Below are 22,261 nucleotides of genomic sequence, written 5' to 3'. Positions count from 1 at the left end.
GCATCGAGAATCCGGCTAGGTGGACGGCACGACCGGCGGCCGGGCCGGATCGTCCAGCGGCGGGCGTGCGGGTGCTTCGGGCCGACCGACGGTCAGGCTCGCGCGCGCAGTACGCGCATGGCCGCCAGAACCTCGTCGCGGTTGCCGGCGGCCTTCATCCAGGCCGGCAGCCGCTCGAGCATGCTGCCCGAACCCGTCCACGGGTGGCGCTCACGCAGACGTGCGGTCACGTACCGCTCAAGAAGCTCCAGATGAGCGGCGTTGTAGGCCCACAGCACCCGCCCGCCACAGCACGGACGCCGTAGCCACAGCGGCAGCCCGAAGAACGGATCGTCCGGCCCCGTCAGGCGGGGAACGGCCACCGAACCGCCGCCGAAGAAGTACACGTCGCGGTCGCCGGGACGCATTGGGCGGGGCGACCATTCGTCGGTGTGCCCGCAACCCGGGCAGCTCAGCCGGTGCGGCGCGGTGAGCAGGGCGACGGCGTACCGCTGATCTTCACGATGGTCGGGATGGACGACGACCACCGCCCGGCCGGCGCAACGAGGGCAGCGTACGAGGATCTCCTGGGCGAACCGCCACAACCGCGACCCGGGATCGCGGAAGCGGTCGTCGCCCGTCTCCCCTGCCTCGCCCATGCCTCATGATCGTAGCCTCGGCCGCCCGCACTGCCAGCGGCAAGTCGATGCCCAGCCGCTCTTTCGTGCGGATACAAGACAGTCCCACTCAGGCGATCATCACAGCACGGCGTCAACTGGACACAATCGGCAATGAACGGTCGGTCAAGCCCTTGGTTTGTGCAGTGAGGCGCCGGTACGCTCTGAGGCGCTGTAAATCTAAATGCCGCACGTTGTGAGGGAAGTCGGCTGACACCGGTCCGCCGGATCCCACTCTGTGCAATGGGCGCCGGACTCGTACACGTTAGGTGACCTGGGTTTATTCGCAATTGGCGCCACCGTGGCGGCCCTGCGGCCACGACCCTAGGTCCTTGCCTTTCACCGGCGCGGGGTGAGGAGGAGACCAGTGACCGAACCTGAGCCCGAGATCGAGGGTGTCGAGGAGATCGACGTGCCCGAGGTTCCGGAGCCCGAGGACCCCGAGGAGGGCGTCATCGATCCCGGCGACACCCATGTCGAGGGGGTCGACGCGAAATGAAACTGGAGAAGCACTCGGTGTTCGGCTGGCCCACGAGCGGCGCGGGTTCCACCTCGCCGCGCAACGGAATCGCCGTTCAGCACAATTCCCAGGGTAAATCAACTAAAATTGAGCCATGGAAATGCCCCTCACAACTAAGCGTTGTGTCGCGTGTGAATCAGAGAAGCCCCTCTCTGATTTCCATCGCAGGTCGGTCTCTCCTGACGGCAGGCACTATTACTGCAAGTCGTGCCGCAGGGACATGCGGTTAAAGCGCTATGAGCCACACCGGAAGAAGCCGATCCTGCCGGACGGTCTGCGGCGCTGTGGCGGGTGCATGACCGTGAAGCCGATCGCCGAGTTCGCAAACGGTGGGCGCGGCGGCTGCAAGGACTGCGCCGCCGCCCGGCAGCTCAAGTATCTGTACGGAATCACCGTCGCGGAGTACGAGGCGCTGCTGGCTGCGCAAGGTGGCCAGTGTGGGATCTGCGGCGTGGGTGAATGCCTGAGCGGCCAGAGGTTCTCGGTTGACCACGATCATTCGTGTTGCCCCAAGCGCTCGTGCGGCAAGTGCGTTCGAGGGCTCCTGTGTCGGCACTGCAACGCCGCCCTTGGCCTGTTCCGAGACTCGCCAGAACTGCTGGCGCGCGCGCAATCGTGGCTCCGGCCCAATGGAGTTATGAAGGGACCGGGTAATGAAGATTGAGAAGCGGTCGGTGTTTGGTTGGCCATCCAGCGGTGCTGGCCATGCTGCGCCGAAGAATGGGATTGCCATTCACTACGACGGGTCGAATCAGGGGCTGGCGAAGAAGAGTCATTCCGCGTGCCGTACCTACTGGGCCCGAACCCGCAAGTTCCACATGGGCCCGAGCCGGAGATGGGCCGATGTCGGATACAGCTTTGCGGTCTGTCCACATGGAATCGTCCTCGAGGGCCGCGGGCTCAACAAGGTCCAGGCCGCGCAGCCCGGCGGAAATGCCACCTGGTACTCGGTGACGTTCATGAGCGGCCCGTCCGAGTCGCCGACGGCCGCTCAGATCAACGCGTTCCGGGAGTTGCGGGCCTGGCTCAGAGGCAAGGGCGTCAAGGCGGCACTGAAACCGCACAGTGCTTTCATCTCGACGTCGTGCTGCGGGGACATCCTCCGCCGTCTGATCAGCAACGGAACCCTCGCCTCGACCAAACCTTTCGAAGAGGAGCTGGACATGGATGCCCAGGACGTGTTCAAGGCCGTATGGGAGCGGGACTCCATCCCCGCCCCTCCCGGTGGCCCGAGCGGCCCGAACTGGAAGGGCGCGTCCTTCTTGACGAACACCTACCGCGACATGGCGAAGGCCTCCGAGGTCAAGGCCCTACGCACCGAGGTCAGCGAGTTGAAGTCCGAGCTCGCCGAAATCAAGGAACTGCTCAGCGCCGCCCTGCCCCCCAAGGAGTGACGAGTCCCGGCGGCGGCGTTGTCGAGCTGATCCGCACCAGCGTGCCGCACACGGCATCGCGGCGTGCCGGCCTCGCCGCCGCCTGACACCTCTCGGGCCCGATCCACGCCGACGCCTTGAGGCGCCAGGGGCCCGGACTCGGTGAAATACATGCGCGATTCTCAGGACATCTCGAATCACTGTTTACTGTGGCCCCAAATAAGACAATCAATAAGAGTGACCGTTCATCCACAGGACGCACGGCCTCAAGGGTCTATCGTGAAAGCGGGTCGATTGTCCTGAGTGGAACAGGGGCTGCTCGGTATAAGCGGTGAGCCTGCCCAGTACCGGTGAGGAGGCGCCCGGTGCGCCCGGAGATCGTTATTGGGATTCTGTCCGTCATCGCCACCATCTCAGCGGCGCTGATCCAGCGCAGTTGGAACTGGCGGTCCAGGCGATTTCCGCGCAGCCGTGAGGCGCTGACCTTCGGTGCGATTCAGGAGAGCGGATCGTTCAGCCTCGACGAGGTCGCGAAAGTTCTCGATCTGCGGAACAGTCCGGGATCGCCGGGGCAGGCCGTGCTGAACGACACCTACCTCGTCCGGCGCCAGTCCGAGAAGGGAAACGGACTGGTCTCGATCTACAGCACCAGCGGGGAACTGGAGGGCGACTGCCTCAGCCATCCGCACAATCACACCTGGGGCCCGTACGGTTCTGCGCACATGAGGGTCAACCGCGCGATGGCCGTCGACCTCTCCCATCTCGCCGATCAGAGCGTCACGCGAGTCGTCCACCAGGTCGTCTTCACGGGCGCCTACGACAACACGCCGACGGAGAACTTCGAGACCCATATCGAGCGGCCGACCCGCGCGCTGGTGTTCATCCTGCTGTTCTCGGCGGACCGTCCGTGCACCAGCGTCACCGGGCACCTTCAGGTCGGCAGGCGGCAACGAACGCCGACGGATCGGGAGAGAGGCCCCGTCCTGCTTCGACAGGGCACGATCGCCTATTGGCGCATCGTTCCCAACAAAGGTGAGTGGCTTCCGGAGGAGGCCAATTATCGGATCGAATGGAACTGGCGGTCAAGGCGGCTCGGCTCCGAAGACGATACCGGAGAATCGGCGGCCGACGGTGTGCAGGGGGCGCAGTGATCGGATCGTCGACAGCGGGGCGAGCGGACGGCGTGGCATCAGCCGATCAGATCGATTTCTGGCGGCCGGCTCGGAAATTCCCGGAGCACTACCCGGGCGAATGCCCGCTTGCGGACTACCTTTTGTGGAATCGGCACGTTCACCCGCTCGAGTACAGCGACACGGCCGGATTCGTCATCGGCGGCAACGAGCATCGGTCACTGGACGACCTGCTGGCCGCACTGGAACTTCCCGGCCTGGCGGAACGCACTCCCGTCCTCGCCTATGGGGCCAACCGGAATCCGGCGACGCTGCATGTCAAGCTCCTGAACTACGGTTACCGATCACCCAACGGCACGGATTGGTGCGTCCCGGTGTTGCGTGGAGAACTGCACGGTGCGGACGTCGCCGTCGCGGGGCTGCACGGTCACGGCTATCTCTACGGAGAACTACTGCTGAACACCGAGTACAGCCGTGACGCGGTGCTACAGGCGCGCATCTGCCTGGTCGACGCCGACCAACTCCGGGTTCTCAATGACAGCGAGGAGATCAGAGAAGGCAGCTACCATCTGGCGCGGATCCCCCGGACCCGGCTCGTCAGCACGGGAGCGCCGGTGCAGACGCTGGGATACGTCGCCAACGCCCACACCTGGTCGTCGCCCGTCCACGGGACACCGATCGGATACACCTCCGTCCAGGCCACCGGCCGCAGGTACCCGTCGATGACCGCGACCGACGGCCTGGCCCATGCGCTCGACGCGCTCGACATCCGGAGGCAGGTCAGCGCACTGTCCGGCATCGCCGACGACGACCGGATGGCGGCCGAGCTGGCAAAGTACCTGAACGGCCAGTGGTGGTACCGGTTCCAGACCGGTCAGGCACCCATCGCCGGCTACGAGAGCATCCTGGAAATCTTCCGCGCCGCGATGGCCGACAGCAGCCTGCCCGTCCGCACCTATGACCACCTCGCCGAACTGGGTCAGATCATTCCTGTCGAAGCCGCCTACTCCCCCGACAACCTGCTTGGCCGGGTCCAGCCGAACGACTAGCGGCTGGCCCTCAGCCTGCTCAAGGTCGGCTAACGATCGATCGGCGCGCCCTTCCCGGGTGCCGTCGTGTCGTCACATGCCCAGTGATCCTTCAGCTACTTGACACTGCACGACAAGTACTGGACGATCGCCGTCAAGTGGCGACAGGGCGAAGGGGATGCAAGGTGACGAACTGGCCGCCTGACCGGGACGAGCTCACCCGGCAACTGATCCGCATCGTGGAGATCAGGCTGCTCGACCCCATCGAGATCCTGCTCGAAGACGGTGCGACGACCGGGGCGCTCCAGCGCATGGTCCAGGCCAAGGCCACCAGCTGGGCCGCTCTGCTGCTCGGCGAGGACGACCAGGCGGCGGCGCTGACGGCGGCACGGCTCATAGCGGCCCTGTATCCCGGCGACACGGCGCTGGAACCGCCCGCGGACTGGTGGCGGACCCCGTTCGGCCGGGTCGTGGCACACCGGCTGGGCCATCCGAGCACGCAGGCCGTCTCGTACTCGGTCGCCGGCGCGATGCTGGGCATCACCCGGCAAGGCGTCCACGACCTCGTTTCGAGAGGCAAGCTGGCCCGTCACCCGGACGGCGGCGTGCTCGTCACCTCCATCCGCTCCCGCCTCAACCGTGACGACAGCCGAACCACCAGCGGAGGGAAATCATGAAGCTGCTCATCATCGGAGGGACGTCGTTCGTCGGTCGCGCGGTCGCGACCGAGGCCGTCCGGCGCGGTCATGAGGTCGCCACCTTCAACCGGGGCCGTACCGGACCGGACGTGCCGGGCGTCACGGCGATCCGCGGGGACCGGTCCACGGATGAGGGGGTGCGGCCACTGGCCGGCCGCTCCTTCGATGCCGCGCTCGACCCGGGCGGGCTCGTCCCCGCCCACGTCCGCCGCACCGCCCAAGCCCTGACCGGCACGGTCCCCTACTACGCCTACGTGTCGACGACCGCGGTGTACCGCGACTGGACGAACCTGCCGTGGGACGAGGACTCCCCCCTGCACGACGGCGCGCCGGACGATGACGGCGACCCGGCGGACCTGCGTCTCCTCGCGCCGCGAAAGGCCGGTTGCGAGCGTGCGGTCCGCGAGGCTTACGGTACGGACGCCTCGCTGATCCTGCGGCCGGGACTGATCGTCGGGCCGTACGACAACGTCGGCATGCTCCCGTGGTGGCTCACCCGGATCCAGCGGGGCGGCCGGGTGCTCGCCCCGGGCGACCCCGGCCGGCCGCTGCAGGTCACCGACGCCCGCGACATCGCGGTCTTCCTGCTCGACCAGATCGAGACCGGCCGGGCCGGGGTGTTCAACACGGTGCCTGACGAACCGGACACGACGATCGGCGGCTGCCTCGCCGCATGTGCGGCGGCGACGAGTTCCGGCGCCGAACTCGTCTGGACGCCCGACGAGTTCCTCATGGAACAGGGCGCGCAGCCCTGGACGGAAGTGCCCTTCTGGCTGCCCTCGGCAGCCAATCCGGCCGCCGGTTGGCCGGCGTCCGGTGCCGCCGCGTCGGCCGCCGGTCTGAAATGCCGCCCGATCGGCGACACGGTCGAGGCGACCTGGGCGTGGCTGAGGGACGGCGGTGTCGTGCGGCGAATGGCGGGCATGCCGGTCCCGGGCATCGACGGCGGCAAAGAGGCCCGCATCCTCGACGCCTGGACCGAGGCGTCTCGCTGATCCGTACCCATGAGGGCCCGGCGGCAGGACGAGCAAACCCGTGGCGACGCCCGCCTTCGCGGCGCCGACGGCCGCACTGGCCGCGCCGGGGAGCGATTGCTGTAATGAAGGTGTGCCGAGCTCCGCTCCGCCGGTGACCCGTGTGCTGCTCATGGTCCTCACGATCATGGCCGTGCTGCTGGTCGTGCTGTGGGCGGGCCAGCGCAAACTGATCTACTTCCCGGACGGCGGGCCGCTTCCGCCGCCTGAGATCCTGCTGCCGGGTGGTCGGGAGGTCACCTTCCGGACCGCCGACGGCGTCCGGCTGAGCGCTTGGTACGTTCCGGCGGCGAAGGCGCCCGCCGCGAGCGCGCCCGTCGTCCTGGTCGCACCCGGCAACGCCGGCAACCGCGGCGCCCGGGCCCCACTCGCCGCGGCGCTGGCCGGCCGTGGCCTCGCGGTCCTGCTCGTCGACTACCGGGGTTACGGCGGCAACCCCGGCCACCCCGGCGAAGCGGGGCTGGCCCGAGACGTCGACGCCGCCTACCGGTATCTCACCGAGGAACTCGGGGTGCCGCCGAGCCGGCTGCTCTACTTCGGCGAGAGTCTGGGAGCCGCGGTCGTCACCGGGCTCGCCCTCAGGCATCCACCGGCCGGGCTGGTCCTGCGCTCCCCGTTCACCGACCTGGCCGCCGTCGGACGGCGGCACTACCCGTACCTTCCGGTCGGCGCCCTGCTCAAGGACCGCTTTCCGGTCGCCGAACGGATCGGGTCTCTGCGGGTGCCGACCGCCGTGGTGTACGGGACGGAAGACTCGATCGTGGTTCCGGCCGAGAGCCGGGAGGTGGCCCGCCGGGCGGCCGGCCCGGTCCGCCTCGTCGCGGTCCGGGGAGCGGACCACAACGACCGGGTCCTGCTCGACGGCCCGCAGCTCATCGACGCGGTCGTCGATCTCGCCGCGCGTCCGGCGGACCCGCCGGGCACCACGGCCGATTCCCCGCGCCCTCGGTGAACCGCCCTCTCAGGCGACGCTCGCGCCGACCCGCTCCGTCAAGGCCCGCAGCCTCCGCTCCGTCTCCGAACCCTTCGGCGCCGTGAACGTGCACAGCCGCTGGCCGGCGTCGTTGGGCAGCGGGAACGCCTCGTAGGTCAGCACCAGCTCGCCGACCTCGGGGTTGAGGATGCGCTTCGTGCCGTGGTTGCGGTCCAGCACGCCCTGCGCCTCCCAGTAGCGCCGGAACTCCTCGCTCCGCTCCCGCAGCTCACAGATGACGCGATGCACCCGGGCCTGATCGGGGTGGCGCCCGATCTCCGCGCGCAGGCTCGCCACGGTCTCTTCCGCCATCTCCTCCCACGCGGGATAGAGCGCCCTGGCCCCAGGGTGCAGGAAGATCAACCAGGCCGCGTTGAGCTCCGTCTCCGGGAGCGCGTCGAAGTCGAACGAGAGCCGGCCGGCGATCCGGTTCCAGGCCAGCATGTCCGTGGCCGGGCCGTAGACGATGGCCGGGACGGTGTCGTCCATCGCGTCGAGCAGTTCCTGGATCTCCGGACGCACCCGCGGCCGGGCCTCCGTGCCCTCCGTGCACACGAGCGCACCGTCGCCGGCCCGCCGCCGCGGCAGTGTGATGTTGCGCAGGTACGCGTGCTCGACGGGCGTCAGGCGCAGCGCCCGCGCGACCGCGTCGAGCACGGAGTCGGAGATGGCGGGCGCGCGGCCCTGCTCGATGCGCGTGTAGTAGTCGACGCTGACCCCGGCGAGCTGGGCGACCTCCTCACGGCGCAGCCCTCGTACCCGCCGCCGGGCCACCCCCTCCGGCAGGCCGAGCTCGGCCGGGTCGAGTGCGGCCCGCCGTGCCTTCAGAAATGGAGTGATCTCATTCTCGACATGCCCCATATCCCTATTATCCGGCGTGCGGTGGCGTGGGTGGTTCTGCCAGACCCAGGTTGAGCCAGGCCTGGTGACGATCCGAGGCGAAGTGGAGGCTGTCTCCATAACCACGAGACGACCCGCGACGAAGGCGGGTGGAGGGCATACCCATGAAACGCAGGATCCTCGGCGGTACCGGTATCTCCGTGAGCGAGTTCGCGCTCGGCGCGATGATGTTCGGCGCCATCGGCAACAAGGACCACGACGAGAGCGTGCGGATCATCCACCGCGCCCTCGACGCCGGGATCAACTTCATCGACACCGCCGACATCTACTCGGCGGGAGAGTCAGAGGAGATCGTCGGCAAGGCCCTCAAGGGCCGGCGCGACGACGTCGTCCTGGCGACCAAGGCCCACGGCTCGATGGGGCCGGACGCCAACCACGGCGGGAACTCCCGGCGCTGGCTCGTCCGCGAGGTGGAGAACAGCCTGCGCCGCCTTGGCACCGACCACATCGATCTCTACCAGATCCACCGCCCCGACCCGGCAACGGACATCGACGAGACACTCTCCGCTCTCACCGACCTGGTGCGGGCGGGCAAGGTGCGGGCCGTGGGCAGTTCCACCTTCCCGGCCGAGCAGATCGTCGAGGCCCAGTGGGTGTCGGAACGGCGCGGCCACGTGCGCTTCCGCACCGAGCAGCCGCCGTACTCCATCCTGGCGCGCGGGGTCGAGGCCGCGGTGCTGCCGACCACGCTGAAGTACGGGATGGGCGTGCTGACCTGGGGCCCGCTGTCGGCGGGCTGGCTCTCCGGCCGTTACACGCAAGCGGCCGACATCGACCTGACCGGCTCCGGTCGCGCGGCGGCGGAGCGGCACAAGTTCGACCTCTCGCTACCCGAGAACGAGCGGAAGCTCCGGACCGTCGGCGAGCTGGCGAAACTCGCGGAGGAGGCCGGTCTGCCGCTGCCGCACCTGGCGATCGGATTCGTCCTGGCCCACCCGGCCGTCACCTCGGTGATCATCGGGCCGCGCACCATGGAGCATCTCGACGGCCTGCTGGCCGGCGCCGGCGCGGTGCTGAGCGAGGACGTCCTGGACCGGATCGACGAGATCGTGCCGCCGGGCACCGACCTCAACGCGGCGGACAGCTACTACGTGCCGCCGGCGCTGAGCGACAAGGCGCTGCGGCGGCGGTAGCCGGGGTCACGTGGAGGGGCGAGAGGCGGACCACCGGGACCGGCCCGGTGCCCGCCTCTCCCCTCGTCCGTCGTCCGGCTCAGGTGCCGTCCGGCTCAGTGGGTTCGTGGGACGCGCGGTGCGTGCGCGGGTGCCGCGGGCCGCAGGAAGCTCAGCACCGTGCGCGTGTACGCGTCCGGCTCAGCGTCATGGATCAGGTGCCCGGCCGGAATGGTCTCCTGGCGGCTGCGCGGGATCCGCCGGGCCAGCTCGGCGACCCGGTCCTGTGGGATGTGGCTTCGCGGACCGCCGCCGATGACGAGCGTCTCGGCGGTGATGTCGCCGAGCCGCTCCAGCCAGGCCGGGTCGGGATCGTCGATCTGGCTCCGGATGGCCGGCACCATCTCCCAGTCGTACGGCAGTTCCCCGTCCGGCCTGGTGAGCACGGTCCGCGGGCGGGGAAGCGGCGCCGGGACGTCCTCCAGGACCAGGCGGCCCACGCGGCCCGGGTGCTCCTCGGCGAGCAGGTAGGCCACGATCCCGCCCATCGAGTGCCCGATCAGATCCACCCGGCCGAGCGCCAGGGCGTCCATGACACCGAGCACGTCCTCCCGCATGAGCTCGAGTGAGTACTCGCCGGTCCGATCGCTGCGCCCGTGGCCGCGCAGGTCGATCGCATGCACCCGCCAATGGTGGGCGAACGCGGGGGCCACCCGCTCCCAGTCCTGCGCGTCCTCGCCCAGCGCGTGCAACAGGACGAGCGGCGGCGCGTCGGGGGCTCCCCACATCCGACAGGCGATCCGGACGCCCCCGACCTCGATCATGTGACGATCATCCATGCGCGGGTCATCCCCATCCGATGGTCAGCCGGCGCTCTTGCGGCTACGCCCGTGAGCGTCGTGCGGCAGCGCCGCGTAGTGCCACTGGTGATCCCTGGCATGCTTGCACGCCGCCTCGAGTTCCCCACTCTCGATCGACGCGAGCAGTTCCGCGTGATCCTGAACGATCTCGTGGAGATCGACCCCCGCGGCGACCACTGTCACCGACGTCCGGGCCTCGATCTGCAGCGCCTCCCAGGACAGCTTGAGCAGTTCGTTCTGCGCGGCGTCGACGATGTGGCGGTGGAACGCCACGCTGGCCCGCACCGCGGCCTCGGCGTCGCCATCGCGGGCCGCCGCTCGCATCGCCTCGATCTCCGCCCGCAGCGCCGCCACCGGCACGGTTCCGCCCAGTATGGCGAGCCGCGTGGCCGTCTCTTCCAGGGCGGCGCGCACCACGTAGCTCTCCCGCAGAGTCTGCTGGACGAAGTGCCGTACGAACGTGCCTCGACGCGGCCGGGTCTCGACCATCCGCATGGCCTCGAGTTCGCGCAGCGCCTCGCGGACCGGGGCCTGACTGGTGCCGTAGGTCGCGGCGAGCCGGGTCTCGATGAGCCGTTCACCGGGCGCGATCTCGCCAGAGACGATCCGGCCGACGAGTGAGTCGCGGATCTGCTGAGACAGCGTCAGGCGGGACAGCTTCCCCGGCTCGTCGGACCTCATGTGGACATCGTAGTCACGAGCCCGTCAGTGATCGATCATCGATCTCGGATCCGGTCTTGCCCGCGAATTCATGCGAGCGTTACGTTGAATCGATTATCGATCGTTACCCGGAGGCCCTCCCCCTGAGCGGCTGCACGGCACAGTCGCGAGAAACGGACGGACATGATCACAGCGGTCCGCGTGCCCGACTCCGTAGCGGCCGCAGCGACCTACGCGGCCGCCGGCGGACGCGTCATGGGCGGCGGCACGATCGTCATGGCCCAGGTCAACAGCGGGTCGCTGGCGGAAACGGAACTCATCAGCCTGCGCAAGGCCGGCGTCTCGGGGATCCGGGTCGATGGGCGGGTGGTTCGCATCGGCGCGGCGACGACGTTCGCCGACATCGAGAGGTCGCCGGAACTCGCCTTCCTCCATGCCGCGATGCGCACCATCGCCTCACCGCCGATCCGCAACCTCGCGACGGTCGGTGGCAACCTCTTCGTGCCGCAGCCCTACGGCGACTTCGCCGTGTGCCTGCTCGCGCTCGGCGCCACCGTCGAGATCGCCGGTCCGGGCGGGCCACGTCGGGCGCCGGTCGAGGACGTGCTCACCGCCGGCGTCGCCCAGGGCGAGTTCGTCACGGCCGTTGCGCTGTCCCTGCCCGCCGCGGGGACCTGGTTCCACCACAAGGCCATGCGCCGCAAGCTCAACTCCGCCGCCATCGTCGCGGTGGCCGCGGTCGTCGACACCGCCGACGGGGTCGTGACCTCCGCCCGGATCGCCCTGGGCGGCGTCGCGCCCCGTCCAGTGCGCGCCGTGTCGGCCGAGCGGCTCCTGACCGGCCGCCCCCTCGAACACGACGTCCTCAACGAGGCGGGCCGGGCCGCCCGCGCGGACATCGCCCCGTTCGACGACGCCTACGCCAGCGCGTGGTACCGCAGACGCGTCCTTCCGGTCCACCTCCGCCGGGCCCTGCTCGGCTGAACCGCCCCGGCGCCTCGGAAAGGTCTGATCATGGGTTCACAGATCGTCTCGCTGGTCGTCAACGACCAGCGACGCGAGTTCATCGCCAGGCCGGGCACCTCTCTGCTGTCCGCGCTGCGCGAATCGCTGGGGTTGATGGCGGCCAAACGCGGCTGCGGCCAGGGAACATGCGGCACCTGCACCGTGCTGGTCGACGACCGGCCCGTGATGTCCTGCCTGGTCGCGGTCGAGACCATCGAGGGCGCCTCGGTCCGCACGCTCGAGGGCGTGGCGCGCGGCGGCGAGCTCGACGAGGTACAGAGCGCCTTCGTGGACGGCTTCGCCACCCAGTGCGGCTTCTGCACGGCTGGAATGATCATGTCGGCCGAGGCACTGCTCGAGCGCGACCCCGACCCGAGCCGGGAGGACGTCGTCGAGGCCATCTCCGGCAACGTCTGCCGCTGTACGGGCTACGCGTCGATCGTGGCCGCGATCCTGGACGCCGCGCGCCGGAGGAGGGACGCCGCGTCCAGCGGAGGCGACGCGCCCGCCGTGCCCGCCGGCTCCGAGGCCGCCGACGGGGCGGGGGTCCGATGAACCACCGGGTGAACCCCATCGACAAGAGCTACTTCGCGGGCGAACGCCGCGACGGCGACTTCACCGTCATCGGTTCGGTGGTGCAGCGTTCGGACGTGCTGGGACACGTCACCGGCCGGACCGAGTTCTTCGAGGACCTCGCGCTGCCGGACATGCTGCACCTGAAGATGTACCGCTCGGAGCGGCACCACGCCAGGATCAGCGGTCTCGACGTGACGGAGGCCCTGGCGGTGCCGGGCGTCGTACGCGTCCTGACCCACGCCGACATTCCCAACAACCTGTACACGCCGCTGAAGCTGATCGGGGTCGGTCCGGACGACGAGCCGATCCTGGCGGAGGACACCGTCCGCTATCTGGGCGACCCGATCTGCGCGGTGATCGCCGAGACCGAGGCCGCGGCCTACGAGGGCGTCTCCAGGGTCAGGGTCGACTACACGGACCTGCCGGCCGTCTTCGACGTCGAGGAGGCGCTCGCCGAGGGCGCCCCGCTCGTCAACGAGTACCAGGGCCAGAACCACTTCATCTACGAGGGCCACCACTGCCGTCGAATCCGGTTCGGCGACGTCGACAAGGCGTTCGCGGAGGCCGACCACGTCTTCGAGTGGCGCTACCAGTCCGCCCCGATCGAGCAGGCGCCGGCCGAGACCACCGGGTGCGTCGTCGTCCCGCAGGCCGACGGCCGGCTCCGCGTCCACTCCGACACCCAGGCGTGCTTCTTCACCCTCGACAACACGGCCCTGATCCTGGAGACCCCGTTCAACAAGCTGCGCGTCGTCGGCGGCACGGTCGGCGGCGGCTTCGGTGGCAAGGTGGACGTCGTCGTCGAGCCGGTCGCGTGCGTCGGGGCCATGCTGACGGGCCGGCCGGTCAAGTTCGTCTACACCCGCTACGAGGAGATGCAGGTCTCCTCACCGCGCGCCGCCGAACGGATCTACATCAAGGACGCGGTGATGAACGACGGCCGCATCACCGGTCGCAAGGTCACCCTCTACGTCGACGCCGGCGCGTACGCCCGGCACAGCCCGTACGGCACCACGAAGGCGGCGGCGCACCTGCCGGGGCCGTACAGCATTCCGAACGTCTGGGCCGACTGCCACTGCGTGTTCACCAACCGCACCCCGTCGAGCGCCATGCGCGGCTTCGGCGTCACCATCGGCGACTTCGCACTGGAGACGCAGATGGACCGGATCGCCCGGGAACTGGGGATGGACCCCCTGCGACTGCGGCTGATCAACGCCTACCGGGACGGCGACATGAAGGCCCACCGCAAGATCGCCGAGGGAACGGCACTGGTCGAAGTGATCCAGAAGGCGGCGGAGATGGTCGGGCACGAACTGCCGGACGCCTACCGGCGCATGTCGTCCACGCACCGGGAAGGGCGCTGAGTCATGGCGAAGCTGCGCGGCCGGGGATACGCCTCGGTGAACTACCCCACCGGCATGAACCTGGGCGGAGATCCCTCCCAGGCCCTGATCCACTCCACGACGACCGGCACTTTCGTGGTGTCGCTGTCCTCCGTCGACCTCGGTCAGGGCATCAAGACGATCGCCGCCCAGTGCGCGGCGGAGACCCTCGGGCTGCCGTACGGGAACATCATCGTCGACACCGCGGACACCGACACCGGACCGCACTGCATGGGCACCTTCGCCAGCCGCGGCACCCACCGCGTCGGCAACGCGGTCATCATGGCGGCCGCCGAGGCGCGTGAGGTGATGCTGGAGGTCGCCGCCGAGGAGCTGGAGGTCGACGCCGCCGACCTCGAGACCGACGGCACCGGTTTCATCCAGGTGAGGGGGGCGGACGAGAAGCGGATCCACATCACCGACCTGGCGCTGGCCGCGCACTTCGAGCATGGGCGCACGATCTCGGGCCGCGGCATCTTCCTGAAGGAGAAGAACGAGCCCGTACCCGAGACCGGCGAGATGGACCCCGACTCCTGCCAGGCGCACGCCTGCACGGTCGCCGTCGTCGAGGTCGACGACGAGACCGGCGTGGTCGAGGTGCTGGAACTGCACAACGCGTACGAGATGGGGCGCGCCCTCAACCCGGCCATGGCCGCCCAGCAGGTCGAGGGAGGAGCCTGGATGGGCATGTCCCATGCCCTGTTCGAGGCCACCGAGCCCTACTACCCGGCGCGCGACCACGGGCCGCGGGACTTCAGCGAGTACCTGATGCCGACCGCCGCCGACATTCCCGTGCAGCGCAGCGTCATCCTCGAACGCCCCGCCGCCAACGGCCCCTTCGGTGCCAAGGGCATCGGCGAGATGACGGCCAACGCCCCGATCCCCGCCATCGGCAACGCGATCTTCGACGCGTGCGGCGTACGGCTGGATTCCATGCCGTTCACCCCGGAGAAGGTGCTGCGCGGCCTGGACGAGCTGCGGGGCCTGGACGAGCTGGGCGACGCGTCCGAACGGGCCCACGCACCGGCCACCGGACACGAGCGGCCGTGACGATGACCGGCCACCCCGGTCCCGCGGTGGGCGGCCTCCTCGACGAGGAGCGGCTCGCCACCGCACTGGGGCGGGAGGGGTACTTCGCCGACGAGGGCCTGCTCACCGCGGTGCACCTCGCGCTGCGGCTGGGCCGGCCGCTCCTGCTGGAGGGCGAGCCGGGCGTCGGCAAGACCGAGATCGCCGCGGTGCTCTCGCGCGTGCTCGATCGAGAGCTCATCCGCCTGCAGTGCTTCGAGGGGCTCGACTCCGGCCAGGCGCTGTACGAATGGGACTACCCCAAGCAGTTGCTGAAGGCTCGGGCGGCCGAGACCCACGGCCAGGACATCGCCGACCTCTACGCCGAGGAGTTCCTCCTGCAGCGTCCCCTGCTGCGCGCGGTCAGGTCCGAGCACGGGGCGGTCCTGCTGATCGACGAGATCGACCGGGCCGACAGCGAGTTCGAGGCGTTCCTCCTGGAGTTCCTCAGCGACTTCCAGATCACCATCCCCGAGCTCGGCACCCTGCGGGCACGGTGGACGCCGGTCGTCGTCCTGACCTCCAACCGGACCAGGGAACTGCACGACGCGCTCAAACGACGCTGCCTCTACCACTGGATCGCCTTCCCCGACGCCGAGCGCGAACGCGCGATCCTGCGCGCGCACGTGCCGGGACTCGAGGAGGTGGCGGCCGACCGGCTGGTCCGCGCCGTACAGGAGATCCGCACCCTGCCGCTGGTCAAACGGCCGGGCATCGCCGAGTCGGTGGAATGGGCTCGCGGAGCGCTGGCCCTGGTCGACGGCGGCCGCGCTTGGCCGCAGGCGCTGCGGCGCGCACTGGGACTGCTGATCAAGGACGAGGAGGACACCCGCCTGCTCCACGGCCGCGCGAACGAGATGTTCGGCCATGACTGAGCGGCCGGACCGGCGGTCGCTGCGGCTCGCCGCGGACCATCTCTGGGGGTTCATGTCCGCCCTGCGCCGGGCGGGCGTGCGCCCAGCACCTCCGAAACAGGCCGACTTCCTGCGCGCCATCGCGGAATCAGCGCCCCGTGACGTCACCTCGCTCTACTGGTATGCGCGGGTCACTCTGCTGGACGGCGTCGCCGACCTCGAGACGTTCGACCGCGTCTTCGACACCTGGTTCCGGCGCGACGACATCGAGACCGCCGTCACTCCCCCGCCCGACGAGCGAGGCAACGCGCCGGCACCGCACGGGGGCGACGACGGCGGGCCGCCGCCACCGGACGCGGTCCAGGGCAACGGCGTCGAGGCGAGCGCGCTGGCCACCACGGGGCGGCGGGCCTTCGGCCGGTCGGATGCCCGGCAGCGCGATCTCATGCGGTCGCTCCAGGCGACGTGGCCGGCCTGCCTTCCCACGATCTCCTCGCGGAGGAGGCACCCGGCCCGATCCGGGCGCCGGCTGGACATGCGGCGCGTCTGGCGCCAGGCCCGGCGCGACGGCGGGGAGATCGTCCGGCTCCGGTGGACCACCCGGCCACCCCGTACGCGCCGGCTCCTGCTTCTCGTGGACGTGTCCGGATCGCTGCGAAAGCACACCTCCGACCTGTTGCGACTCGCGCACACCGCGATCCAGGCCGCACCCGCCCGCACCGAGGTCTTCACCTTCGGCACGCGCCTCACCCGGGTCACCGCCGCGCTGTCGTGCCCGCAGGTGGACCGGGCACTGGACGCCCTCTCCCACGAGGTCCTCGACGCCCACGGGGGCACCGCGATCGGCGCGGCGCTGGAGCGGTTCCTGGACACCCCCCGCTTCCTCGCACTCGCCCGCGGCGCGCTGGTGATCGTGATCTCGGACGGGTTGGAGCGAGGCGACTGCGCGGCGATGGTCCGCTCGACCGAGCGCCTGTCCCGGCTCGGGCACCGGCTCGTCTGGTGGTCGCCGCTGGCCTGCTCACCCACCTACCGTCCGATCACGCGCGGCATGGCCGGCCAGCTGGGCAGCCTCGACCGCCTCGGCGGCGTGCGCGACCTCGAGACCGGCCTGGCCGAGATCCGGCGCCTCCCCACGGTGCTGGCCGGACCCCGCCGCGCGGCAGCCCGCCACTGGCCCGAACCCACGCCGACTGGACCGCCCACATGACGAACACCGAACGCGCCCGGAACCCCGAGATCCCCGAGATCCCCGACGACGCTGAGATCGAGCTGGTCGACGCCCACCACCACATCTGGCGGAGGGCGGACCTGCCGTGGCTGGACGGTGCGATGGTGCCGCGCATCTTCGGCCCCTACGAGCCGATCCGCCGGGACTACCTCGCCGACGAGTACGTCGGCGAGGCCACCGCCTGCGGCATCTCCTCGTCGGTCTACGTCCAGACGAACTGGCCGCTCGAACGGTCCATCGACGAGGTCCGCTGGCTGCGTGACGTTCACGCGCACACCGGATGGCCCATGGCCGTGATCGGCTCGGCGGACCTGTTCGACCCCGGCGCCGCCGAGGTGATGCGCCGGCAGGCCGAGCTCACCCCGCTCATGCGCGGGACCCGCTTGCAGCTGCACTGGCACGACCGCCCCGAGTTCCGGTTCGCGTCGGCCCCGGACCGGATGAACGATCCGGTGTTCCGCAGCGGCATCGCCGCGCTGGCCGAGCTCGGCTGGCTCTTCGAGCTGCAGGTCTTCGCGCCGCAGATGGCCGACGCGGCCGAGTTCGTGGCCGCCTTCCCCGGCACCACGTTCGTGCTGGTGCACGCCGGGATGCTGGACGGCACGGAGCCGGCCCGCATCGCCGAGTGGACGCGGGGCATGCGGCTCCTGGCCGAGCTGCCCAACGTCGTGGTGAAGCTCACCGGCCAGGGCACCTTCGTCCACCGGGTCGATCAGACGCTGATCGACCTGGTCACCGCGACCTGTCTGGAGCTGTTCGGATCACGGCGTTGCATGTGGGGCAGCAACTTCCCGGTCGAGAAGATCTGGACCGATCTGCCCACCCTCGTCACGGCCTGGCGGCGGGCCCTCGGCCGGTACGCCCCCGGCGTCCGGCGCGATGTCTTCGCCGAGACCGCGCGGAGGATCTACACGCTCACCGATCACACAGCGTGACGGCCTGGTTCAAGCAGGAGAGCCCGGGTAGGGCAGCGTCATGGCGGAGATCACTGTTCGGGTGAACGGCACGGAGCACTCGCTGATCGTCGACACCCGGCTTTCGCTGCTGGACCTGCTGCGTGAGCGGCTCGGCCTGACCGGCTCGAAGAAGGGCTGCGATCATGGCCAGTGCGGCGCGTGCACCGTGTTGATCGACGGTCGCCGGTCCAACGCCTGCCTGGCGCTGGCGGTCACGTGCGACGGCCTCGACGTCACGACCGTCGAGGGCCTGGGCGACGGCGACGGCGGGCTGCACCCGTTGCAGGCCGCGTTCATCGAGCACGACGCGTTCCAGTGCGGTTACTGCACGCCCGGGCAGCTGTGCTCGGCCGCCGGGATGCTCACCGAGCCCGGGCCGAGCGCCGTCACCGAGGACCTCATGGAAGACCCGCCACTGACGCCCGCCGAGATCCGCGAGCGCATGAGCGGCAACCTGTGCCGGTGCGGCGCCTACGTCAACATCGTCACCGCGATCGAGGGAGTGCGGCGATGAGGCCCTTCGAGTACGCGCGGGCGCTCGACGGGCCTGACGCCGTGGCCCGCTTCCGGCCCGGCACGATGTACCTCGGCGGAGGCACCAACCTCGTCGACCTCATGCGGCTGGGCGTCGCGGAACCCGATCATCTCGTGGACGTCAGCCGCCTTCCGTTCGACCGCGTCGAGGCGAGCGACGGCGGCCTGCGGATCGGCGCGGCGGTGCGCAACAGCGACCTGGCCGCGCACCCGCTGGTGCGCGAGCGGTACCCGATGCTGGCACGGGCGCTGCTGGCCGGGGCATCCGGCCAGGTGCGCAACATGGCGACGGTCGCGGGCAACCTGCTGCAGCGGACCCGCTGCCCTTACTTCCAGGACGTCACCAAGGCCTGCAACAAGCGCGTTCCGGGCTCCGGCTGCCCGGCCATCCCGGGCGACCATCGCAACCACGCCATCATCGGCCACTCCGAGGCGTGCGTGGCCGTCCATCCCTCCGACATGGCGGTGGCGCTGGCCGCTCTGGAGGCCCGGGTGCACGTCACCGGCCCAGACGGCGACCGGGTCGTGCCGATCCCGGGCCTGCACCGGCTGCCCGGTACCGAACCCCACCGTGACACCGTGCTGGAGCCCGGCGAACTGATCACCACCGTGGAGCTGCCTTCCCCGCCCGCCGGCTCCTCCCAGTACCGGAAGGTGCGCGAGCGCGCGTCGTTCGCCTTCGCGCTCGTCTCCGTCGCCGCCGTGCTCGACGTCGGCGGCGACGGAACCGTGCGCGGCTGCCGGCTGGCACTCGGCGGTGTGGCGCACGTGCCATGGCGCGCCGAGCGGGCCGAGCGGGCGCTGCTCGGCGCGCCGGCGACCGAAGAGGAGTTCGTCCGGGCGGCGGACGCCGAACTCGACCAGGCCCGGCCGCTGCCCCGGAACGGCTACAAGGTGCCGCTGTCCCGCAACCTGATCGTCCGCACGCTACGGGAGCTGACGCCTTGAACCGCGTCGAGGCCTACGACAAGGTCACCGGGCGTGCGAAGTACGCCTACGAGTACGGCGTGGGCGAGGTCGCGTACGCCCATCTCGTCCAGTCGACGATCGCACGCGGGCGGATCCGGTCCATCGACCCGGGTCAGGCGCTGGCCATGCCCGGCGTGATCGCCGTCCTGTCCAGCGACGACCCGCCCGAGCTCGGCTCGCTCGACGACGCCGAACTCGCCCTGCTCCAGAGCCGCGCCATCGCCTACCGTGGCCAGATCGTGGCCGTGGTCGTCGCCGAGACGCCGGAGATCGCGCGCGCCGCCGAGCGGGCCGTGCGGGTCGAGTACGACGCCGAGCCGCACGACGTGCTCCTCCGGCCGGACCACCCAGGCCTCTACCCGCCCGAGAAGGTCAACCCGGGGCTGCCGACCGACACCGAGCGGGGGGATGTGGCGGGTGGGCTCGCCGACGCGGCGGTGACCGTGGACGCGACGTACACGACCCCGACCCAGCACAACAATCCGATGGAGCCGCACGCCGCGCTCGCCGTCTGGGCGGACGGCGGCCTGACGCTCTACGACTCGTCGCAGGGCGTGTCCGCCGAGCGCGCCACGGCCGCGAAGGTCCTGGGCCTTCCGCCGGAGCGGGTGCGGGTGATCTCCCGGCACGTCGGCGGCGGATTCGGGTCGAAGGGCACCATACGGCCGCATGCGGTCGCGGCGGCGCTCGCGGCGCGGGCCACCGGTCGCCCGGTGAAGATCGCAGTCACGCGGCAGCAGATGTTCGAGGTCACCGGGTATCGCACCCCGACCATCCAGCGGCTCCGGCTCGGCGCCGACGCCGACGGGCGGCTGACCGCGATCGCCCACGACGTCGTCGAGCAGACCTCGACGATCGTCGAGTTCGCCGAGCAGACCGCCACCCCGACTCGCGTCATGTACGCGACTCCGGCACTGCGCACCACGCACCGGCTGCTCCGGCTCGACCTGCCGACGCCGTCGTGGATGCGGGCGCCCGGTGAATGCCCGGGCATGTACGCGCTCGAGTCCGCGATGGACGAACTCGCGGTCGCCGCCGGCATCGACCCGATCGAGCTGCGCGTCATGAACGAGCCCCTGACCGAGCCCGAGAGCGGCCTGCCGTTCAGCTCCCGCAATCTCGTCGCCTGCCTGCGTGAGGGCGCCCGCCGCTTCGGATGGGAACGCCGCGACCCCGAGCCCGGGATCCGCCTCGACGGGCGGTGGCTCGTCGGCACGGGCGTCGCCTCCTCCACGTACCCGGCCAGGCGCATGGCCTCACGGGCCACGGCGACCGCCGAGGACGGCGGATTCATCGTCCGCATCGCCGCCGCCGACATCGGCACCGGAGCCCGTACGGCGCTGACCCGGATCGCGGCGCAGACCCTGGGCACCTCCACCGAACGGGTGCGCGTCGAGATCGGGGACAGCGCCCTGCCGCAGGCCTCGCTCGCGGGGGGCTCCATGGGCACCGCCTCGTGGGGCTCGGCGGTCGTGAAGGCGTGCGAGGCGATGCTGAAGAACGGCGCAGTGGGCAGCGCCGACACCACCGAGGACGTCGAGGCCGACTCCGGCTTCGCCCGGCACGCGTTCGGCGCGCAGTTCGCCGAGGTCCGCGTCGACATCGACACCGGTGAGCTGCGCGTACCGAGGCTGCTCGGCGTGTTCGCCGCCGGCCGGATCATCGACGACTCGCTCGCCCGATCGCAGTTCATCGGCGGCATGACCATGGGCATGGGAATGGCCCTGATGGAGGAGACCGTCGTCGACGAGGAGTTCGGCGACTTCCTCAACCACGACCTCGCGCAGTATCACGTCGCCGCCTGCGCCGACGTACTGGACATCGATGCCGTGTGGATCGAGGAGGAGGACCCGTACCTCAACCCGATGGGCAGCAAGGGCATCGGCGAGATCGGCATCGTCGGTACCGCCGCCGCCATCGCCAACGCCGTCTACCACGCGACCGGGCGGCGTATCCGCGACCTGCCCATCACCCCCGACAAGCTGGTGAGCTGAGCCGGGTCGACGGTCCCCCCGACCGTTCGCACGAGTCGACGTCGAAAGCCGCGCGTTGCACGTCCAGGTCGGCGGGGTGAGCATGATCGGCGTCCATGCCGCCACTGGTCATCACCGCGCGCTGACGCTGCACATTCAAACTCGGACAAATCCACGCTATCGTGACGAAGCATGAAATTCCGGCTCAAACCATCTAGTCGGGCGCAGCACCCCAACGTCGACATCGCGGTGTCCGATCTCATTCGGCCCCTCGACCGACTGAGGAAGACGTTCAACCGTCATGACCTCGACGGGCTGGCGACAAGCTTCCATCAGCGCGCCGTGCTCGTCGCGCCGGACGGCGTGGGGCAGGACCGGGACGAGATCGCTTCCTACTACGGCGTCTTCATGGAAGCGTTCCCCGACTCGATGTGCACCCCCAAGGCGGTGACCACGTCCGGCGACACCGTGGTGGCGGAGTACACGCTCACCGGCACCCACAAGGGGCTCTATCTGGCGCCAGGAGGAGAGCTGGTCGAGCCGACCGGCCGTCCCATCACCGTCCGCGCGTGCAGCGTATCGATCGTGGAGGACGGCGTCATCGTCAATCACCGCATCTTCTACGATCAGCTCGAAGTGATCAGCCAGATCGGCGGTTCGCCCCGCTTCGGAGCCGGCGAGGAGTGAACCGCACGCAGGTCCGGTCGGACTCCGACGGCTCCTGAGGACGGCGAGGAAAGGCGAGGGCCGGTGACCCGGGCCCCACGGC

Annotated in this window: 24 protein-coding genes; 20 read left to right on the top strand and 4 right to left on the bottom strand. The window is 70.1% G+C overall.

What is annotated here, in order from left to right; all coding sequences use genetic code 11:
- Positions 1-92: 92 nt before the first annotated feature.
- Positions 93-638, bottom strand: coding sequence for a hypothetical protein (locus tag HKK74_RS34600; RefSeq protein WP_187247633.1), 546 nt, complete (start codon positions 636-638; stop codon positions 93-95).
- A 385-nt stretch (positions 639-1,023) separates the two neighbouring features.
- Between HKK74_RS34600 and HKK74_RS41165 the strand changes: the two genes are divergently transcribed.
- The 8 genes from HKK74_RS41165 (at position 1,024) to HKK74_RS34565 (ending at position 7,391) form a co-directional block, all read left to right on the top strand.
- Positions 1,024-1,155 carry a hypothetical protein gene (locus tag HKK74_RS41165; RefSeq protein ID WP_281398158.1) on the top strand — a complete coding sequence of 44 codons (132 nt, stop codon included), beginning with the start codon at positions 1,024-1,026 and terminating at the stop codon, positions 1,153-1,155.
- Positions 1,156-1,471: 316 nt separating this feature from the next.
- Positions 1,472-1,840 carry an endonuclease VII domain-containing protein gene (locus tag HKK74_RS39430; protein WP_222723104.1) on the top strand — a complete coding sequence of 123 codons (369 nt, stop codon included), beginning with the start codon at positions 1,472-1,474 and terminating at the stop codon, positions 1,838-1,840.
- The gene (locus tag HKK74_RS34590; RefSeq protein WP_187247631.1) at positions 1,830-2,570 is read left to right on the top strand and encodes a peptidoglycan recognition protein family protein; all 741 of its coding nucleotides are present in this window, start codon (positions 1,830-1,832) and stop codon (positions 2,568-2,570) included. Before HKK74_RS39430 ends, HKK74_RS34590 begins: the two co-directional genes overlap by 11 nt.
- Before the next feature lie 344 nt (positions 2,571-2,914).
- On the top strand, positions 2,915-3,700 hold the full coding sequence (locus HKK74_RS34585) for a hypothetical protein (protein ID WP_187247630.1): 786 nt from the start codon (positions 2,915-2,917) through the stop codon (positions 3,698-3,700).
- A 32-nt stretch (positions 3,701-3,732) separates the two neighbouring features.
- Positions 3,733-4,728 carry a hypothetical protein gene (locus HKK74_RS34580; RefSeq protein ID WP_187247629.1) on the top strand — a complete coding sequence of 332 codons (996 nt, stop codon included), beginning with the start codon at positions 3,733-3,735 and terminating at the stop codon, positions 4,726-4,728.
- Positions 4,729-4,892: 164 nt separating this feature from the next.
- On the top strand, positions 4,893-5,384 hold the full coding sequence (locus HKK74_RS34575) for a hypothetical protein (RefSeq protein WP_187247628.1): 492 nt from the start codon (positions 4,893-4,895) through the stop codon (positions 5,382-5,384).
- Entirely contained in the window at positions 5,381-6,400 is a 1,020-nt protein-coding gene (locus tag HKK74_RS34570) for a Rossmann-fold NAD(P)-binding domain-containing protein (RefSeq protein ID WP_187247627.1), read from the top strand. Before HKK74_RS34575 ends, HKK74_RS34570 begins: the two co-directional genes overlap by 4 nt.
- A gap of 133 nt (positions 6,401-6,533) precedes the next feature.
- The gene (locus HKK74_RS34565; RefSeq protein ID WP_187247626.1) at positions 6,534-7,391 is read left to right on the top strand and encodes an alpha/beta hydrolase; all 858 of its coding nucleotides are present in this window, start codon (positions 6,534-6,536) and stop codon (positions 7,389-7,391) included.
- 9 nt (positions 7,392-7,400) lie between these two features.
- Here HKK74_RS34565 and HKK74_RS34560 read toward each other — a convergent pair whose 3' ends face one another.
- Positions 7,401-8,273 (bottom strand): helix-turn-helix transcriptional regulator, encoded by an 873-nt coding sequence (locus HKK74_RS34560; protein WP_187247625.1) that lies wholly within the window; start codon positions 8,271-8,273, stop codon positions 7,401-7,403.
- 143 nt (positions 8,274-8,416) lie between these two features.
- Here HKK74_RS34560 and HKK74_RS34555 point away from each other — a divergent pair, with 143 nt between their 5' ends.
- On the top strand, positions 8,417-9,445 hold the full coding sequence (locus HKK74_RS34555; RefSeq protein ID WP_187247624.1) for an aldo/keto reductase: 1,029 nt from the start codon (positions 8,417-8,419) through the stop codon (positions 9,443-9,445).
- Positions 9,446-9,540: 95 nt separating this feature from the next.
- On the opposite strand, the gene HKK74_RS34550 is transcribed toward HKK74_RS34555, so the two are convergent.
- Both HKK74_RS34550 and HKK74_RS34545 read right to left on the bottom strand, forming a co-directional pair.
- The gene (locus HKK74_RS34550; protein WP_222723103.1) at positions 9,541-10,248 is read right to left on the bottom strand and encodes an alpha/beta fold hydrolase; all 708 of its coding nucleotides are present in this window, start codon (positions 10,246-10,248) and stop codon (positions 9,541-9,543) included.
- Positions 10,249-10,287: 39 nt separating this feature from the next.
- Entirely contained in the window at positions 10,288-10,965 is a 678-nt protein-coding gene (locus HKK74_RS34545) for a GntR family transcriptional regulator (RefSeq protein WP_187247622.1), read from the bottom strand.
- Between the two features lie 162 nt (positions 10,966-11,127).
- Between HKK74_RS34545 and HKK74_RS34540 the strand changes: the two genes are divergently transcribed.
- From HKK74_RS34540 to HKK74_RS34490, 11 genes are all read left to right on the top strand, one after another.
- Positions 11,128-11,928: an FAD binding domain-containing protein gene (locus HKK74_RS34540; protein WP_187247621.1), complete on the top strand. Its 801-nt coding sequence runs from the start codon at positions 11,128-11,130 to the stop codon at positions 11,926-11,928.
- A gap of 30 nt (positions 11,929-11,958) precedes the next feature.
- On the top strand, positions 11,959-12,504 hold the full coding sequence (locus tag HKK74_RS34535) for a (2Fe-2S)-binding protein (protein WP_187247620.1): 546 nt from the start codon (positions 11,959-11,961) through the stop codon (positions 12,502-12,504).
- Positions 12,501-13,889, top strand: coding sequence for a xanthine dehydrogenase family protein molybdopterin-binding subunit (locus HKK74_RS41695; protein ID WP_187247619.1), 1,389 nt, complete (start codon positions 12,501-12,503; stop codon positions 13,887-13,889). Before HKK74_RS34535 ends, HKK74_RS41695 begins: the two co-directional genes overlap by 4 nt.
- 3 nt (positions 13,890-13,892) lie before the next feature.
- Positions 13,893-14,957: a xanthine dehydrogenase family protein molybdopterin-binding subunit gene (locus tag HKK74_RS41690; protein ID WP_187247618.1), complete on the top strand. Its 1,065-nt coding sequence runs from the start codon at positions 13,893-13,895 to the stop codon at positions 14,955-14,957.
- Between the two features lie 2 nt (positions 14,958-14,959).
- The gene (locus tag HKK74_RS34520; protein WP_187247665.1) at positions 14,960-15,850 is read left to right on the top strand and encodes an AAA family ATPase; all 891 of its coding nucleotides are present in this window, start codon (positions 14,960-14,962) and stop codon (positions 15,848-15,850) included.
- Positions 15,843-17,039 (top strand): vWA domain-containing protein, encoded by a 1,197-nt coding sequence (locus tag HKK74_RS34515; protein WP_187247617.1) that lies wholly within the window; start codon positions 15,843-15,845, stop codon positions 17,037-17,039. Before HKK74_RS34520 ends, HKK74_RS34515 begins: the two co-directional genes overlap by 8 nt.
- Positions 17,036-17,995: an amidohydrolase family protein gene (locus HKK74_RS34510; RefSeq protein ID WP_187247616.1), complete on the top strand. Its 960-nt coding sequence runs from the start codon at positions 17,036-17,038 to the stop codon at positions 17,993-17,995. Before HKK74_RS34515 ends, HKK74_RS34510 begins: the two co-directional genes overlap by 4 nt.
- A gap of 40 nt (positions 17,996-18,035) precedes the next feature.
- Entirely contained in the window at positions 18,036-18,530 is a 495-nt protein-coding gene (locus tag HKK74_RS34505; protein WP_187247615.1) for a 2Fe-2S iron-sulfur cluster-binding protein, read from the top strand.
- Complete coding sequence (locus tag HKK74_RS34500) at positions 18,527-19,498, top strand: FAD binding domain-containing protein (RefSeq protein ID WP_187247614.1); 972 nt, start codon at positions 18,527-18,529, stop codon at positions 19,496-19,498. Before HKK74_RS34505 ends, HKK74_RS34500 begins: the two co-directional genes overlap by 4 nt.
- Positions 19,495-21,513, top strand: coding sequence for a xanthine dehydrogenase family protein molybdopterin-binding subunit (locus HKK74_RS34495; protein ID WP_187247613.1), 2,019 nt, complete (start codon positions 19,495-19,497; stop codon positions 21,511-21,513). Before HKK74_RS34500 ends, HKK74_RS34495 begins: the two co-directional genes overlap by 4 nt.
- 171 nt (positions 21,514-21,684) lie before the next feature.
- Positions 21,685-22,179: an ester cyclase gene (locus HKK74_RS34490; RefSeq protein ID WP_187247612.1), complete on the top strand. Its 495-nt coding sequence runs from the start codon at positions 21,685-21,687 to the stop codon at positions 22,177-22,179.
- Positions 22,180-22,261: the final 82 nt, after the last annotated feature.

This window comes from Actinomadura alba (assembly GCF_014323705.1).
Lineage (GTDB): Bacteria > Actinomycetota > Actinomycetes > Streptosporangiales > Streptosporangiaceae > Actinomadura_C > Actinomadura_C alba.
The sequence above is the reverse complement of the archived record's forward strand: the minus strand, read 5'-3'. Positions and strand labels throughout refer to the sequence as shown.